At 53.4% G+C, this 13,290-nt stretch carries 17 protein-coding genes; 15 read left to right on the forward strand and 2 right to left on the reverse strand.

The features are described from left to right. The first annotated feature begins 55 nt into the window (after nt 1–55). From WC593_13490 to WC593_13510, 5 genes are all read left to right on the forward strand, one after another. A complete protein-coding gene (locus tag WC593_13490) occupies nt 56–1,852 on the forward strand; it encodes a zinc ribbon domain-containing protein (protein ID MFA4826160.1) in 1,797 nt (598 codons plus the stop codon). A 253-nt stretch (nt 1,853–2,105) separates the two neighbouring features. After that, complete coding sequence (locus tag WC593_13495; GenBank protein MFA4826161.1) at nt 2,106–2,855, forward strand: hypothetical protein; 750 nt, start codon at nt 2,106–2,108, stop codon at nt 2,853–2,855. Between the two features lie 402 nt (nt 2,856–3,257). Then, on the forward strand, nt 3,258–4,757 hold the full coding sequence (locus WC593_13500; GenBank protein MFA4826162.1) for a DUF2193 domain-containing protein: 1,500 nt from the start codon (nt 3,258–3,260) through the stop codon (nt 4,755–4,757). Nucleotides 4,758–4,786: 29 nt separating this feature from the next. Then, on the forward strand, nt 4,787–4,999 hold the full coding sequence (locus WC593_13505) for a DUF2180 family protein (GenBank protein MFA4826163.1): 213 nt from the start codon (nt 4,787–4,789) through the stop codon (nt 4,997–4,999). Next, entirely contained in the window at nt 4,999–5,742 is a 744-nt protein-coding gene (locus WC593_13510) for an MIP/aquaporin family protein (protein MFA4826164.1), read from the forward strand. The genes WC593_13505 and WC593_13510 overlap by 1 nt, the downstream gene beginning before the upstream one ends. 94 nt (nt 5,743–5,836) lie before the next feature. Here the strand turns inward: WC593_13510 and WC593_13515 are convergent, their stop codons facing one another. Next, entirely contained in the window at nt 5,837–6,451 is a 615-nt protein-coding gene (locus tag WC593_13515; GenBank protein ID MFA4826165.1) for a TetR/AcrR family transcriptional regulator, read from the reverse strand. Nucleotides 6,452–6,574: 123 nt separating this feature from the next. Between WC593_13515 and WC593_13520 the strand changes: the two genes are divergently transcribed. From WC593_13520 to WC593_13560, 9 genes are all read left to right on the forward strand, one after another. Continuing rightward, on the forward strand, nt 6,575–7,513 hold the full coding sequence (locus tag WC593_13520; protein MFA4826166.1) for a class I SAM-dependent methyltransferase: 939 nt from the start codon (nt 6,575–6,577) through the stop codon (nt 7,511–7,513). Nucleotides 7,514–7,515: 2 nt separating this feature from the next. Beyond that, nucleotides 7,516–8,340, forward strand: coding sequence for a tetrahydromethanopterin S-methyltransferase subunit C (gene mtrC, locus WC593_13525; protein ID MFA4826167.1), 825 nt, complete (start codon nt 7,516–7,518; stop codon nt 8,338–8,340). Beyond that, complete coding sequence (locus tag WC593_13530) at nt 8,330–8,563, forward strand: hypothetical protein (GenBank protein ID MFA4826168.1); 234 nt, start codon at nt 8,330–8,332, stop codon at nt 8,561–8,563. The genes mtrC and WC593_13530 overlap by 11 nt, the downstream gene beginning before the upstream one ends. Nucleotides 8,564–8,580: 17 nt before the next feature. Further along, nucleotides 8,581–8,808, forward strand: coding sequence for a hypothetical protein (locus WC593_13535; protein ID MFA4826169.1), 228 nt, complete (start codon nt 8,581–8,583; stop codon nt 8,806–8,808). A 97-nt stretch (nt 8,809–8,905) separates the two neighbouring features. Next, the gene (locus WC593_13540; protein MFA4826170.1) at nt 8,906–9,127 is read left to right on the forward strand and encodes a hypothetical protein; all 222 of its coding nucleotides are present in this window, start codon (nt 8,906–8,908) and stop codon (nt 9,125–9,127) included. Then, nucleotides 9,105–9,734: a DUF2115 domain-containing protein gene (locus tag WC593_13545; protein MFA4826171.1), complete on the forward strand. Its 630-nt coding sequence runs from the start codon at nt 9,105–9,107 to the stop codon at nt 9,732–9,734. Before WC593_13540 ends, WC593_13545 begins: the two co-directional genes overlap by 23 nt. Nucleotides 9,735–9,744: 10 nt before the next feature. Further along, nucleotides 9,745–10,191, forward strand: coding sequence for an OsmC family protein (locus tag WC593_13550; GenBank protein ID MFA4826172.1), 447 nt, complete (start codon nt 9,745–9,747; stop codon nt 10,189–10,191). A gap of 64 nt (nt 10,192–10,255) precedes the next feature. Further along, nucleotides 10,256–10,894, forward strand: a complete 639-nt coding sequence (locus tag WC593_13555) for a DUF2284 domain-containing protein (GenBank protein ID MFA4826173.1) — start codon at nt 10,256–10,258, stop codon at nt 10,892–10,894. 14 nt (nt 10,895–10,908) lie between these two features. Then, on the forward strand, nt 10,909–11,838 hold the full coding sequence (locus WC593_13560; protein MFA4826174.1) for an MBL fold metallo-hydrolase: 930 nt from the start codon (nt 10,909–10,911) through the stop codon (nt 11,836–11,838). An 85-nt stretch (nt 11,839–11,923) separates the two neighbouring features. On the opposite strand, the gene WC593_13565 is transcribed toward WC593_13560, so the two are convergent. Then, nucleotides 11,924–12,247 carry a hypothetical protein gene (locus WC593_13565; GenBank protein MFA4826175.1) on the reverse strand — a complete coding sequence of 108 codons (324 nt, stop codon included), beginning with the start codon at nt 12,245–12,247 and terminating at the stop codon, nt 11,924–11,926. Between the two features lie 128 nt (nt 12,248–12,375). Between WC593_13565 and WC593_13570 the strand changes: the two genes are divergently transcribed. Beyond that, the gene (locus WC593_13570; protein MFA4826176.1) at nt 12,376–13,119 is read left to right on the forward strand and encodes a hypothetical protein; all 744 of its coding nucleotides are present in this window, start codon (nt 12,376–12,378) and stop codon (nt 13,117–13,119) included. Nucleotides 13,120–13,290 lie beyond the last annotated feature (171 nt).

The following is a 13,290-nucleotide window of genomic DNA, read 5'->3' on the forward strand; positions in this document are numbered from 1 at the left end:
CCTGCAAACACTTATTTTATTCAGATAACCTAGATAGATACTAGAACGTGGTTGCATGGCATATCCTGATCTTTACAATGACGAATCGGTACTCCTGAACGCGCAGAATGTCAAAGTCAAATCCGTGACTTTCGAGGCAATCCTCACGACGAAGCGTCTCATCCTTGTGGACAGCAAGAAACACATCATCGCACCCCAGGAGATCCTGCTTGCAACCCTCCGGGATGTTGAGGGAGGAGAAAATGCCATCCGCGACTCAACGCTCACCCTCTCGCTCATCACCAACAGTGGCGCGACAAGGCAGATGATCCTGACATTCTCCAAGACCTCGGGGGGCGACAGGAAGCGCGAGTGCGATGAGTGGATCCGCGTCCTCAAACAGAACCTCTCCCCCACCTTCCAGCACCACGCTGCCCCGGTTGCTCCCGAACCCCCGGCCCCTGCGCCGGCACCGGAACCCATGTACGTGCAGGAAACCCCGGCAGCACCACGGATCGAGATCACCAATGCCCCCCAGCCCAAGAAGAAGATCGAGATCGCCCGCCCCATCAAGAAGATAGTTGAAGTTCCCCCGGCAATGCCAAAACCTGTAGAGACAACCTCGCTTCCCATGGGGTCGTTCTGCAACCGGTGCGGGAACCGCGTGCCCCCGGATTCCGTGTTCTGCAACCGCTGCGGAACTCCCGTAGTAAGAGATCCAGCCCTCACGGTTGTAACTGAGGAACCGGTTCCCGCGCCGTCAATTCCCCCTGCACCGGCACCGGCTCTTCCCGTTTCACCCCCACCACCACCACCCCAGGCCGCAATCCCGCAGATGCATGTCCCGATTCCCCCGCCGGTCTTTGGATCCGTTGCAACCGAGCGCAGGGAGCGGCCCATCGAGCAGGTCATCCACTCTATCGAACCCCTTATTGCAGACTCGGTTCCGCGAACAGAGCCGTCCCCGCTCATCCAGAAGCCCGGTGTCATATCCACGATGGTCACTCACACCGTTACTGAACCTGCACCACCGGAACCGCAGGCCATCCCGTTTGATGCCACGGCTCCCGTTGCCGGTATTCCGTGGCCGGTAATTACTCCCGATGGAACGGCTCCGGCAGCGGAACCTGCGCCGGCAACTGCACAAGCAGCCGAGTCTGCGGCCCCTGTCGCACCAGTGGCACCTGCCGCACCCGAAACTCCTGCGGAGATTCCGCCACCTCCTCCCCCGGCGGCACCAAAATCCTCAAAGAAAAAATACATAGCAATCGCCGTTGCGGTTATTGTTATCCTTGCCGTAATCGGAAGCGTAATTTTGTTTGCGCTCCCTCAGGGCAGTACCCCTCCCGCAACAACAACTCCTGCAACAACGGCGATTCCAACTGCAACCCCTGAGCTTACCGTTAAACCAACTGCAACACCCGCAGAGACCGCAGCGGTTATCTCCTCCCCGACGCCGACCTTGGCAACTCCTGTATCATCCAAAATAGTCATCCCGTCAACAGGAGTCTGGGTCCGGGTGTACTATCCGGATGGCAACTATGCTGCATCGATCGGCACACCGGGAGCGGAAAGCGCAAAGGCTGATACCGGCGAACACATCTACCAGATCTCAACCAGCACCGGCATTGTTGTTGCAAACGTCCAGAAAGTAGATTCAACGGGCAAGGAACTCCTGGTTGAAGTCTATAAGAACGGCAACCTGGTTACACAGAAATCAACGACATCCCCGAAAGGGGTAGTTGAGATCCAGGTTGATCTCAAACCCACCCCAACCCCGACAATTGCCACAACGGCAACAACGGCAAAACCCGTTACAACGGCAACAACCGCCGTGAATGCAACTGCCAACCAGACGGCAAAGGCAACCTGATTTGCCATAACCCTTTTTTTAACATGCAACAGATTGTGCATAAATGCTCTGGAGAAAACCTCGATTTTGATCGCGTTTTTTCTTTTAAAGACATGGGCTTCCTGCAGAACCCATGTTCTAACTTCCAGGTTCTGCCATCATAACGCTCCGCGATATATATGACCGGCGTCATAAACGCTATTTATATCCTGATTCGTGGGAGTAGATGCCAGACAACCTGCACCGCAGGTGTCTGATGCAAGGAACGATAACCATGAAGCAGATCGGAAATTCATTTACGGTCATTGCAGTGCTGGTATGTGCAGCCGTACTGCTTGTACCGATGGCCCAGGCCCAGGAATCCGCAGCCGGATCAGCTCCGGGCCAGGGTGTATCCGGCAATGGTGGCATGAACCCGATGTCAAACCCCCCCTCGGGAAATTCTGGGACCTTGAACGGTCCCGGCGGACAGGATACCGGTAACCATGGAAACAGTGGCATGGATGGCAACAGCGGGGGGGACGGGACGTCTCGTGCACCGCCATCCGATGGGCAGAATCCGGGTGAGGAACTGGGAACGGGAAACATGACCGGCCACGTCCCGCCATCCGGCGGGTTTGGGAATGCAACCTCCCAGCGTAACGGGCCCGGTTTTGGAAACATGAGCCGCCAGGGTCCACCCTCCGAAGGTTTCGGCAATGAAACTGCACCGGGTACCATGCCCGGAGAGACACAGGGTTTTGGAAACATGACTTCTCCTGAGCGACCTGCCGGGGAATTTAGCAACGTGACTTCCCGTGGCGATGCGCAGGGGATGGGAAACATGACGTTCCACGCACCCCCGGCGGGGGATTTCGGGAACTCGACGGCAGCGGGAGATGGACCCGGGGCATTGCAGGGGAGCGGGAATATAACCCATCCGCAACCGGGAAACAACGAGAACCCGGCCGGGCAAAAATCAGTCACGGCCGGTAATGAGGACATTATAGCCCAGATTAAAGCATTGCTCTCAAAACTGTTCTGATACATGGGATGGAGACGGGAAGATCATATCCTTAAAAAAATCCCCCTTTTTCGTATTCCGGTTTTTCCCTGCTCCCGCAACCGGGGGAAAGAGACCTTACCTTATCTGCCGGGTGGCAGGGTAGAACCTGGTGGTGGCAGACACTAACCTTTGGAAGACCTGCGATCAATTACCTGGTTTTTTGGCTTTTTTTTAAATGAACGTGAAAATAAGATCCATCTGTCATGTTTTCAAGGGGGCTGATGTCCCCGTTCCCCATCACAAGAAACGCCGCCACCCCATGCATGGGGGAACATCACCATGACGGTTCAATTTTCCAAATATGAAGATATTTATAAGGTATACGCCAATGGTTGCCTGTAGGCACCCCGTCCAGTTACGGTGCCGGGAGATGCATGATTTATGCAGGAAATAATCAAAAAAATGATCAACGAGGCGATGGCAGCCCAGCACGCCGATGTAGACCAGATAAAAAAGAAGCGCGGGCAGAATTTTGTTATCGATGACTCGAAAGTGTATGTCGATGCAGTCAAAGGCATGAAAGCCGCAGGAGACCAGAGCAAGGCAGTATTTTCTCTCCATACCGATTCGGTTCATGCCCATTATACCATTCTCAAAAATCTGACCACGACCATCCGTCCCGAAGATGATCCTTTTGTTGAACACTACCAGACACCGGTCATTCTCGAGATGCTCTATGATGCGGATCCCAAATTCCGTAAAAGTGTTGAGGTATTTATCAAAGCGGTTACAAAAGCAGAATCTCTTATCGGCAGGGAATCAGCCCGGCGGTATGCGGGTTTTTATGGCCCCACCTGCGTAGTAGACTTTGCGCTGATCCCGGGAAGCAGCAGCAATATTGTCAACCAGATCCTCAAGAACACGGACATCCCGGCATCCCATAAGCAGGCAATCCTGGCTTCAAAATCCTGGGCCATGAACACCTCGTACGGCATTGGCGATGTCTTTGCCCATGCAGTCGAAGGCGGCGCCACCCTTGCCGATGCGGTGAAGCAGGAGATTGCAATGATCCAGTCCATCTATGACACGCCGGTCGATGCGCAGGCAAAGCTCATGGACAGCGTGGGCCAGTCCTCGTTTGACTGCCGGAAATACATGAAGGATTACCGCGCAAAGATGCAGGGTGCGGTCAAGGCATCCCTCAATGAGGGGGTTCATTACGGCAACATCGTGACCGTGCCGGCCTACTGTGTCGGGGACATTGCCCATCACATCTCCCAGTCCACGTTCAACATGTGCAAGGATGACGTGATCATGGCGGTCATTGAATCCGTGACCGAAGTGATGGACAGGACCCTCAAAGCAGCGGCCCCGAAGATGAAGTCCCCGCACGAAGTGTTATCGGTTGCAACCGGCTCTTCGGCCAGTGCTGCCGAGTATATCCTTGAACTCGACGGGTTCAATGCCATCATGGTCGTGGACATGCTCACGAAACGCTACCACAACTATGTCCAGCTCTATCCGAAACGGGGTGCAGCCATCGAGCTCCACAACTGCGACTTCATGGACATGATCTACCGTGGATGGAAGATGGTGGACAAGGCCCGGAGGATGCAGAGCAGCGAGCCCGGTCTGGTAACTCCAAAGGTTGGCGGATTCGATGTTGATCTCTCACCCATCCTGAAGAACGAGGTGCTCGCAAACCCGCAGCGGTACGCATATCCTGCCTGTGCCATGACCGTCCGCTTCTCGGCCATGATGCGCCTCTCCGACTACCCGTGCCTACTCACGAGTGAACCCGTGACAGCAACACTTATGACAAATATTATCGCTTTAAACAAAGAAATTGCTGCAGCTCCTGCACGAATCTGCAAAGACTGTGCCTCAGCAGCCTTAATGGATTTCCGGCACTGCTCGTGCCAGTGGAAAGAGGCGGTCTGAAAACCTGTACTGGAGAGATGGAGTTCAAAATGAAGTGTTACGTCTGTGCTAAAGAAGGAAAAGAGACCGATGCCGTTGCAGTCTGTGTTGCCTGCGGTATGGGAACCTGCATGAAGCATACGGTCCGGAAAGACGTTGATGTCTGGGAAGGAAGCTATCCTCTTCCCTCACGAAAACTCCCCACCAGGATGCCACGGATGCTCTGCCCTGATTGCAGTAATGCGTTTGGGGAGGGCAAGTAATGGCATCGCTGACCTGCCGCAGCCTTACGGAATGTGTAGGAACCCTGCTCCTTGTGTATTTTGGGGCGGGTGCTGCGGCCATAACGCTGATGATCGCTCACGGGACCAAACCGGCATCGTCGTTCAACATAGGTATCGGCCAGCTCGGCGGGCTCGGAGACTGGTTTGCCATAGGTATCTCGTTTGGTATCGTGATTGCCGCGGTCATCTATGCGCTTGGCCGGGTTTCAGGGGCACATATCAACCCTGCAGTAACGATTGCCCTGTGGGCAACGAAACGGTTCTCGCTCGGGGAGACCGTGGCATACGTACTTGCCCAGTGTATCGGCGCAGCAATCGGAAGTACGCTCTTCTTCTTAACGGTTGGAATGGACGCGGTGACTATCGGGGGTCTTGGAGCAACGGCACCCTTCCCCGGTATCGGGTACGGGCAGGCAATCCTTGTTGAGGCAATTGCAACCTTTGTCCTGATGCTTGTCATCATGGGCGTTGCTGTTGACAAGCGTGCCCCAACAGGTTTTGCGGGACTCATTATCGGTCTCACGGTTGCCGGTATGATCACCGCAACCGGCAATATTGCGGGAGCGTCCCTCAACCCGGCCCGGACATTTGGCCCCTATATCATGGACTTTCTTTTGGGAGGTCCGAACCTCTGGACATTCTTCCCGATCTACATAATAGGCCCGGTTGTCGGCGCGATTGTTGCAGCAGTTTTCTATGACCGGATTACCGCGGAACAATAACAGGTTTCTTTTTTTTATACCAAAAACCGGCATATCTGACGGGAGATTTCCCTCAGAAAAAATAATTTGACAAAAGATCCACCCGTGAAGAGGGTTACTTTTTCTCTTCCCCGTACGTGCCGGTATAGGATGGTTTGAGAAGGATCTTTGTCCCTTCCATCCAGAGATCCCGAATCTCGTTCTGGAACATCCAGACCATCTCATAATTCTGGAGGCCCGAGTACAGGGCCACCATCAGGAGGGCAAGTGTATGGGGGTCTGCCTGGGTCTGGATGAAATGCCGTTTCTTTTCTCTCTTGATTGCCTCTTCAAACGTGGAGACGAGTCCCATATAATATTCCCGGGTTGCATGCCGGACATCAGAATTCCGGGCAGCAAGGGCAAACATCTCAAAAAAAATTGCCCGCTGCCGGTCATCGGTTAAGGAGAACCGTTCGAACAGATTTGAGAAGACATCTTCGATGGGACGGTTATAAAACGATTCAAAACCTGTCCGCTCAATAGTATCCTGGAATTTTTTTAAGACCGCAGCAACAAGTTCCTCTTTACTCTTGAAGTACCAGTAGACCGCACCTTTGGTAACGTTAAGTTTTTTTGCCACATCATCTATCGTCATCTGATCGCAGCCGCGTTCTGCGATAACATCCATTGCGGCTTCTATGATGCGGCGTTTTGCATCCTCTTTATATTCCGGGATTACCTTGGGCATTGCTTCTCATATTCACTACTCCCGTGAGATGTAAAAAACATTGCATCCGGATAAAATACAAACCGTTTGGTATTTATACATTCCAATTAGTATGTTATTTTACAAGAGGGTATGTGATTTGCCATGAGATTGGATATATCACCCGCGGGAAATTATGGGCCCGAAAGCCCAAGCCGGATGGCGGAAGGAATTGCCCTGCAGCGGTTCGCTGAATCGATGCTGCCGGAAGATATGCGGATTTTTTACGATCCGTATGCAGTCTATTTCCTAAATCCCGCTCTGCTTGCCTGGGGAAAGACCCATCCCGCTGAAGCGAAAGCGATGGCAGATGAGATAGAAGAGGCTATGCCCGGGTGGAGCAACACCATCCGTGCCCGGGTCCGTTTTTTTGACGAAATTTGCGAGAATGCTCCGGGTGAAGGATTTAACCAGCTGGTGATCCTGGGTGCCGGGTATGATACCCGGGCGTACCGGATCGGGACGCTGAAGGACCGGGTCAGGATCTTCGAGATCGACCGGGCGGAGACGCAGGCAAGAAAAACTGCAATCCTTGAACGGGTTCTTGGCGAACCGATGTCTCATGTCTCATTTATCCCGATAGACCTCGGACATGAGCACTGCTGGCAGGCCCTGGAAGGGGCCGGCTGGTCTCCGGATCAAAAGACCCTTTTCCTTCTCGAAGGGCTCGTGATGTACCTTCCCCGCCCGGTAGTGGCGGACCTGTTTTCCGGCCTTTGCCAGAATGCCGGGGCAGGCAGTGCCGTGCTTTTTGATTTCATCCCGCAGTCAATGGCGGACGGGTCATCTGAGGCAGAGGGCGGCCGGAAGATCCGGGCCTATACCATCCTGGCTGGTGAGCCGCTCCAGTCGGGTTTTGAAAAGGACGAGATCGTACCTTTCCTCGCGAGCCATGGCTTTACCGGTATTCAGGTGATACCCTCCCGGGATTTCGGGAGGATGTACTACTCCGGAAAAAATGCGGACCGGAAGATATCCGGCCTCATGACGCTCGCATATGCAACGATTCCCGGGCCGGAACAGGCAACGGGCGGAGATGAATGAGCATGAGTATCAAAGTCGATATCAACCAGATCGACCCTGGCATCCCGCACAACCGGATCCTGATCACCGGTATAATCTGTTCCGTTGCATTCCTCTATTGTACGTATCTCAATGACCTGACGAACTCAGATCTCTTCTCATTTTTCGGGGGTCTTGCCGCACTTGGTGCACTGTGGTGGGGATCGGACACGATTAAGATCCTGAACAGTTACGGTCTTGGTACGGGTGTCCCGTCCGCGGGAATGATCGGATTCGGAGCGGGTGTGGGGGGGATGCTCCTCTCGACATGTTCCGGTTTTTTCGCCCCCCTGGTTGCCGTTATTGTGGCAATGATCACGGGTCTTGTACTCGGGTACCTCTCAAATCACGTCCTGAATATGAACATCCCTGTCATGGCCCGGTCCCTGATGGAGCTCGCCGTTGTCGGGGCGCTGACGCTTCTCGGCCTTACCGCAATGATCACCGGCGGTTTTACGTTTGCCGGCCTTGTTCGTGGCACGGATCACCTGTTTCTTACCGGCGGTGTTATTTTTGTTGTATTTATCCTGGGTGCAATTGCTCTCCAGCATCCCTGGAACGCGGTGCTGCCAACCGGTAAACAGGACCGGATGTTCATGCTTGCCCTGGAGTGCGGTTTTCTGACGCTGATGATGGCCGCAATCCTGTCCTTTGTATTCCTGAGTGCCGCTGCTGCGGGAATCTCTCTCGTAATTGCAGTAATTGGCTGGGGGTATACATACTCCCAATATTTTGCGCTGTGCAGGCGTGATGCCGCTTCATGGCTCGACACAAAACCGATCCCGGAGACTGGTGGGCATGATCCATGACAACCCGGTACCCGTTTTTTCTGGATCTTATCTTGACACGGGCTATATTTTCGGGGTTTCTGCATTCACCTGCTGTCATAACTGTACGAGAAGAAACAACTGTCCGAAAAAAGTCCGGAAATGGAAGTGCACCAAAAAACAGAGTACCTGCAATTCCTGCACCCGGTGGAGCGAGCGGGGATGTAAGAAATTCAGGCTGGACTGGTCGATCCTGAACATCTGATTACGGAGAAAACAGACATGAACGGAAAAAAACGGATTGATCCTGGAACGTACGTCAACTTCGACGTCATCTATGGCCGGACAACCGGCACCTGCTGCTGGGGCTGTGCCAAGCGGGACGACTGCCCGATGGAAGCGGTTGGCCGGAGATGCAGGAAAGATCATACCACCTGCCCGGAGTGCACGTGGTGGGGAGTGCGGGGGTGCTTCCTCTTTGCAATTGACCGTTCGCTCCTGAAAATGTGAAAGAAAACAACTTGATAACAAAAAAATGAGAAGGAACTCTATGTCAACGTCAAAACACTCTGATATTCGCATCCTTCCTCCGCGGTTCGAGGGGCTCATGGAATCCGATGACCCGACGCTGCTCGGAATGATTCGGACTCCGTTATCTCTCGATGCCAGTAAGTTAACCGGAAAACTCCGGGACGGGATAGCAGGAGCGCGTTACGTATTGATCAAAAAGATCATTTTTTCACTTGGACAAATCCTGATCTCCTTATCGGACCTGAGTTTGATGCCCTTGGATACGGCGAGACAAAATGAGCGATTCACTGAACCGTAACATGACTGATAGCAGCGAAGCAGCTGAAGATATCTTCCGGATTGCGTGCCTGCTTAAATCTGCCCGGACCAGAGGCGAACTAGGAGAGATCCTTTCTCGGGAAGTACAGAAATATTCTCTCAATGACCTCCAGATCCTTGGGGGAAAAATGAATACAGAGATAGAACATCTGCCTTCTACCTATCGAAAGGCCATGGTCCAGCTTCGGGACCATGTATTCACGTGTCACCATCATCTTATTGTTCTTCACCGTAGCGGAGAATTTGCAAGACTCACTGCACCTGTTGGCAACCGGAAGCGGTTCGAAGCATTCTGCAATATGCTCCCTTCGGGTATGTTTGCGGTGATCGATACCAGCGAAGGGACCCTCCATCTCAAAAAACTTAGTTTCCTTTTCTACTATCTTCTCGCAGCGTTCACTATGTTTGTTCTCGAAGAACCGGCCCATCCGGTGGGAACGCGGTTTCCCGGGGGATATAATGTGGAGATGAAAGGAAGTGTGTATTACTGCCCGGTTCGGGATAAGGAGAAAGAAGTTTTTTACTCGCTGTGTAATTTCTGCCCTGCTCTCCAGGGAGGAGAGCACAGGAACTCATCAACAAAGTAGGAACCTGAATATGAAGACAACACCAACCACAACCATGACAAAACCGTCCGCAACCGTATCATCGGCCGGCGGCCTGAAATTTGTAGCAACAACGAACATGGGCAATGAGATATTCTTTGAGCCGGGCCCGGCACTTGGCGGGAGCGGGAAGTACCCCAACCCGATGGAGTATTATATTGCATCGATCGGGGGATGTGCAGCAATCAAGACCACAATCGATCTTGCTGCCATGGGAACCCCCCCAGTGTCGTTGTCAGTGAACGTTGACTGTACCCGGAGCGAGACGCTTCCCCAGATTCTCAGGACAATTCACGTGACCTTCACCCTGAAAGGAAACCTGGACAACGCAAAGGTGGCTGCGGTGATTGAACATGTCATGACGCTCCATTGCCAGGTTGCCGTGATGGCGGCCGCTTCCGCGAAAATGACCTGGGAGTACCGGATTGAACCCTGCTGACAGCAGTTATGAGGTTTTTTTTGTATTCCGCTCCATACACTTCAGGCAGAACCGGGTGAACATGATGAATGACGGTAAGAAAGAATCAGGGGATTTCGCATTCCTCGTGCAGGCAGCCCGCGCGCTCGGTGCTGCTGATGCCAAAGTTATCCCCGCATCGGATGTGATTGTCGAAAACCGCGTGCCCCTGAAGTGCCGGGCCGGCTGCATCGGGTACGGCAAAAAACTCACCTGCCCGCCCAACGTCCCAACCCCTGACGAGTTCCGGAAGATCCTCTCGGAGTACCGGTACGCCCTGCTCGTGAAATTTATCTCGCCGGCAAAAGCCGAACCGGATGTGATCTGCTCGATCTACCGGTACTGGCTCGACCCGGAAGCCCCGGCGGATAAGAAAGAGCAGGCAACGCAGTTCTGGAAAGATCATTTCAATGGCACCGGTGCGTTCGCCCCGATGATGCTCGAACTGGAGAAGACCGCGTTCAATGCCGGCAATCCCTTAGCCCTTGCCTTTGTCAACGGCTCGTGTCGGCTCTGCGAGACCTGCAACGTGAAGGCCGGTATCTGCGTTCATCCCACACAGGCCCGGATTCCCGAGCATGCCGTTGGCGTCAACATGGTGAAGACTGCAGAAAAGGCGGGAATGCCGATACGTTTCCCCGTGCAGGGAAACCCGGAGCTTATGGCGCTCCTGCTTATCGATTAACGGGTGAAAAGACCATGACTGAACATCTGTTAAGACCGGCCGATCGTGTGGAAATCACCGTTCTTGTCGATAACTACATTGATATCTTTGTGCCGCCCTCAACTCCCGTTGACCACCGTCTTCCGTTCAACACGGGCCGCCAGATCCTGGCTGAGCACGGCCTCTCCTGCTTTGTCCGGGTATTCTCCGGCAAAAAGGAGCACGCGATCCTGCTCGATGCCGGGCTGTCCCGGGAATGCATGGCATGGAATGCCCGGCAGCTGGGCATCCCGCTTGCCGGCGCAGAGGCGGTGGTTCTGAGCCACGGGCACTTCGATCATATCGGCGGGCTTGAAGGAGTCTTCTCCGGGGCAGGACGGCAGATACCGCTCGTTGTCCACCCGGATGCTTTCCTGAAACGGCGGTTGAACGGCCCGAATGGTATTGCTGCGCTTCCCCAGCTGGACGCGGTAGTGCTGAAAAAATCCGGGGCTGATATCCTCAAGCGCACCGGACCCTCGAGACTCGCTGGTGGCCACCTGATCGTGACCGGGGAAGTGGAGCGGAAGACCGATTTCGAGAACGGTATGCCCGGGATGGAGATGTTTGTCAGTGACCGGTGGCAGGCCGATCCTATCCGGGATGACCAGGCACTCGTGATCAACGTGAAGGATAAGGGGCTTGTCATCATAAGTGGCTGTGCCCATGCCGGGATCATCAACACGGTGGAGTACGCGAGGAAGATAACCGGGGTCGATTTGGTCCATGCAGTTTTAGGCGGGTTCCATCTCACCGGCCCGGCATTTGCACCGGTAATCCAGCCAACCATTGATGCCATGAAACGGATCAACCCGGATTACGTTGTACCCATGCACTGCACCGGGTGGGATGCAATCAACCGGTTCATGGCAGCGATGCCGGGGAAATGCATCCTGAACACAACCGGGACAACCTACGTGTTCTGAACGCGGTTGTAAACATACTTGTTAATCCCTTTTTCGTATTGGATATTTTTTATTTTTTATTTTTTTTTTGGGGGGGGGTAATGTACTATTCCAACCCCTGAATCCAGGAAGGATTTACAGAGTGAAAAAAGGTAAAAAAAACATGCCTGAAATTTAAATCAAAAAAGGAAATTCGTTTTGGAGCGGAAAGACTGACGCTCAAGGGGCTTCGCCCCGCAGCTATGGCGCCCCGGTTGCGATAGTGCTGCATTACCTGAATCGGGATTTTTGGTAATACCGGGGAATCGCATGCGCCCCCGCCCCCAATGGGGGCAAGGCTGGCGCAAATGGGGGCCGGACAATTGTAAAAGATAGATGGCAGGGGCTGGATTGGCACTTTACCCTTTTTTTTGAGCGATACTTCACTCATGAACAGGATTAAAATTTCCTGGCTTCCATGAGTGGCATGAACATATCCATACCTTCCCGATCCTTCTCATCAGAAAAATTCTATAGCACTGCCCGCACAGGTGAATACTACAAAATGGCAGGTTTCCCATGAAAAAAATAACAGGTATTTTCGTAATCGTTCTGTGCCTGGCTTCCCTGGCAATACCGGTACTTGCGGCGGGTAAGGAGGGCAATGGAATTCATGCAGGGGTTGTCATTGCCGGTGGCGGGGATGACAATGAGTCCCCGGGTGGCAAACCGGTTGCAGAGCCCGGCGGGAAAAATACGACCTCATATGACAAAGAACCACGGGAAACCCCGGTAAAAATCCAGAAGAATGCAACGGTTGCAGTCCGGAATAATTCAGCTCTGCGTGAGAACCTCCAGAAGAACCGTATGGAATATGCAGCCTCCCTTGCCAATTCCAGCTCCGGCAAGGCCGGGTGGATGAAAAATGAGAATGACATCAGCGTTGCGGTCCATTCGCTTCTTGCCATGGAGAACGTAACCGGAGGTATCGGCCCTCAGATATCGGAGATCGCCCGGACCTTCAATAATTCCGTTCAGTCAACCTTCCGGCTTGAAGAGCGTATCCAGAACCGGGATGCGTTCAGCAGGCTTTTCTTTGGCGGGGACCAGCCGGCCGCCCGGGAACTTGCCAACATTACTTCTGAAAACCAGGTCCGTATCATGCAGATCCAGCAGCTCGTGAACACAACGGAGATGGATGCGGAGACCCGTACTTTAATGGAAGAGCAGATCCGGGCATTGGACCAGAATGTGGCGGAATGGCAGCGCCTTGCAGCACAGGAGCAGAATGACCACGGGCTGTTCGGCTGGATTGGCCGCTAGTCTTTCCGACCGTTCTGTTTTTCCACTTCAAATCGTTTTCTTTTTGGCGCCTTCACCATATCCGGTCATATTTTTCCCGGTATTTTTTCCAAAAGAAAGTTCATGCCGGATCCCGTGCAAATTCGCTGGGGGTACCAGAAACCCGGAAAGAAACGAAACTCTTATCTGAAA

Source organism: Methanoregula sp. (assembly GCA_041645435.1).
Taxonomy (GTDB): domain Archaea; phylum Halobacteriota; class Methanomicrobia; order Methanomicrobiales; family Methanospirillaceae; genus Methanoregula.

Bases quoted from the DNA above. Each gene is read 5' to 3' on its own strand.
- WC593_13540 (MFA4826170.1), top strand. From the start codon at position 8,906: ATGGAATCCGATGACCCGACGCTGCTCGGAATGATTCGGACTCCGTTA.
- mtrC (MFA4826167.1), top strand. From the start codon at position 7,516: ATGAGTATCAAAGTCGATATCAACCAGATCGACCCTGGCATCCCGCAC.
- WC593_13490 (MFA4826160.1), top strand. From the start codon at position 56: ATGGCATATCCTGATCTTTACAATGACGAATCGGTACTCCTGAACGCG.
- WC593_13505 (MFA4826163.1), top strand. From the start codon at position 4,787: ATGAAGTGTTACGTCTGTGCTAAAGAAGGAAAAGAGACCGATGCCGTT.
- WC593_13500 (MFA4826162.1), top strand. From the start codon at position 3,258: ATGCAGGAAATAATCAAAAAAATGATCAACGAGGCGATGGCAGCCCAG.
- WC593_13510 (MFA4826164.1), top strand. From the start codon at position 4,999: ATGGCATCGCTGACCTGCCGCAGCCTTACGGAATGTGTAGGAACCCTG.
- WC593_13545 (MFA4826171.1), top strand. From the start codon at position 9,105: ATGAGCGATTCACTGAACCGTAACATGACTGATAGCAGCGAAGCAGCT.
- WC593_13570 (MFA4826176.1), top strand. From the start codon at position 12,376: ATGAAAAAAATAACAGGTATTTTCGTAATCGTTCTGTGCCTGGCTTCC.
- WC593_13560 (MFA4826174.1), top strand. From the start codon at position 10,909: ATGACTGAACATCTGTTAAGACCGGCCGATCGTGTGGAAATCACCGTT.
- WC593_13555 (MFA4826173.1), top strand. From the start codon at position 10,256: ATGAATGACGGTAAGAAAGAATCAGGGGATTTCGCATTCCTCGTGCAG.
- WC593_13550 (MFA4826172.1), top strand. From the start codon at position 9,745: ATGAAGACAACACCAACCACAACCATGACAAAACCGTCCGCAACCGTA.
- WC593_13495 (MFA4826161.1), top strand. From the start codon at position 2,106: ATGAAGCAGATCGGAAATTCATTTACGGTCATTGCAGTGCTGGTATGT.
- WC593_13535 (MFA4826169.1), top strand. From the start codon at position 8,581: ATGAACGGAAAAAAACGGATTGATCCTGGAACGTACGTCAACTTCGAC.
- WC593_13520 (MFA4826166.1), top strand. From the start codon at position 6,575: ATGAGATTGGATATATCACCCGCGGGAAATTATGGGCCCGAAAGCCCA.
- WC593_13515 (MFA4826165.1), bottom strand. From the start codon at position 6,451: ATGCCCAAGGTAATCCCGGAATATAAAGAGGATGCAAAACGCCGCATC.
- WC593_13565 (MFA4826175.1), bottom strand. From the start codon at position 12,247: ATGAGTGAAGTATCGCTCAAAAAAAAGGGTAAAGTGCCAATCCAGCCC.
- WC593_13530 (MFA4826168.1), top strand. From the start codon at position 8,330: ATGATCCATGACAACCCGGTACCCGTTTTTTCTGGATCTTATCTTGAC.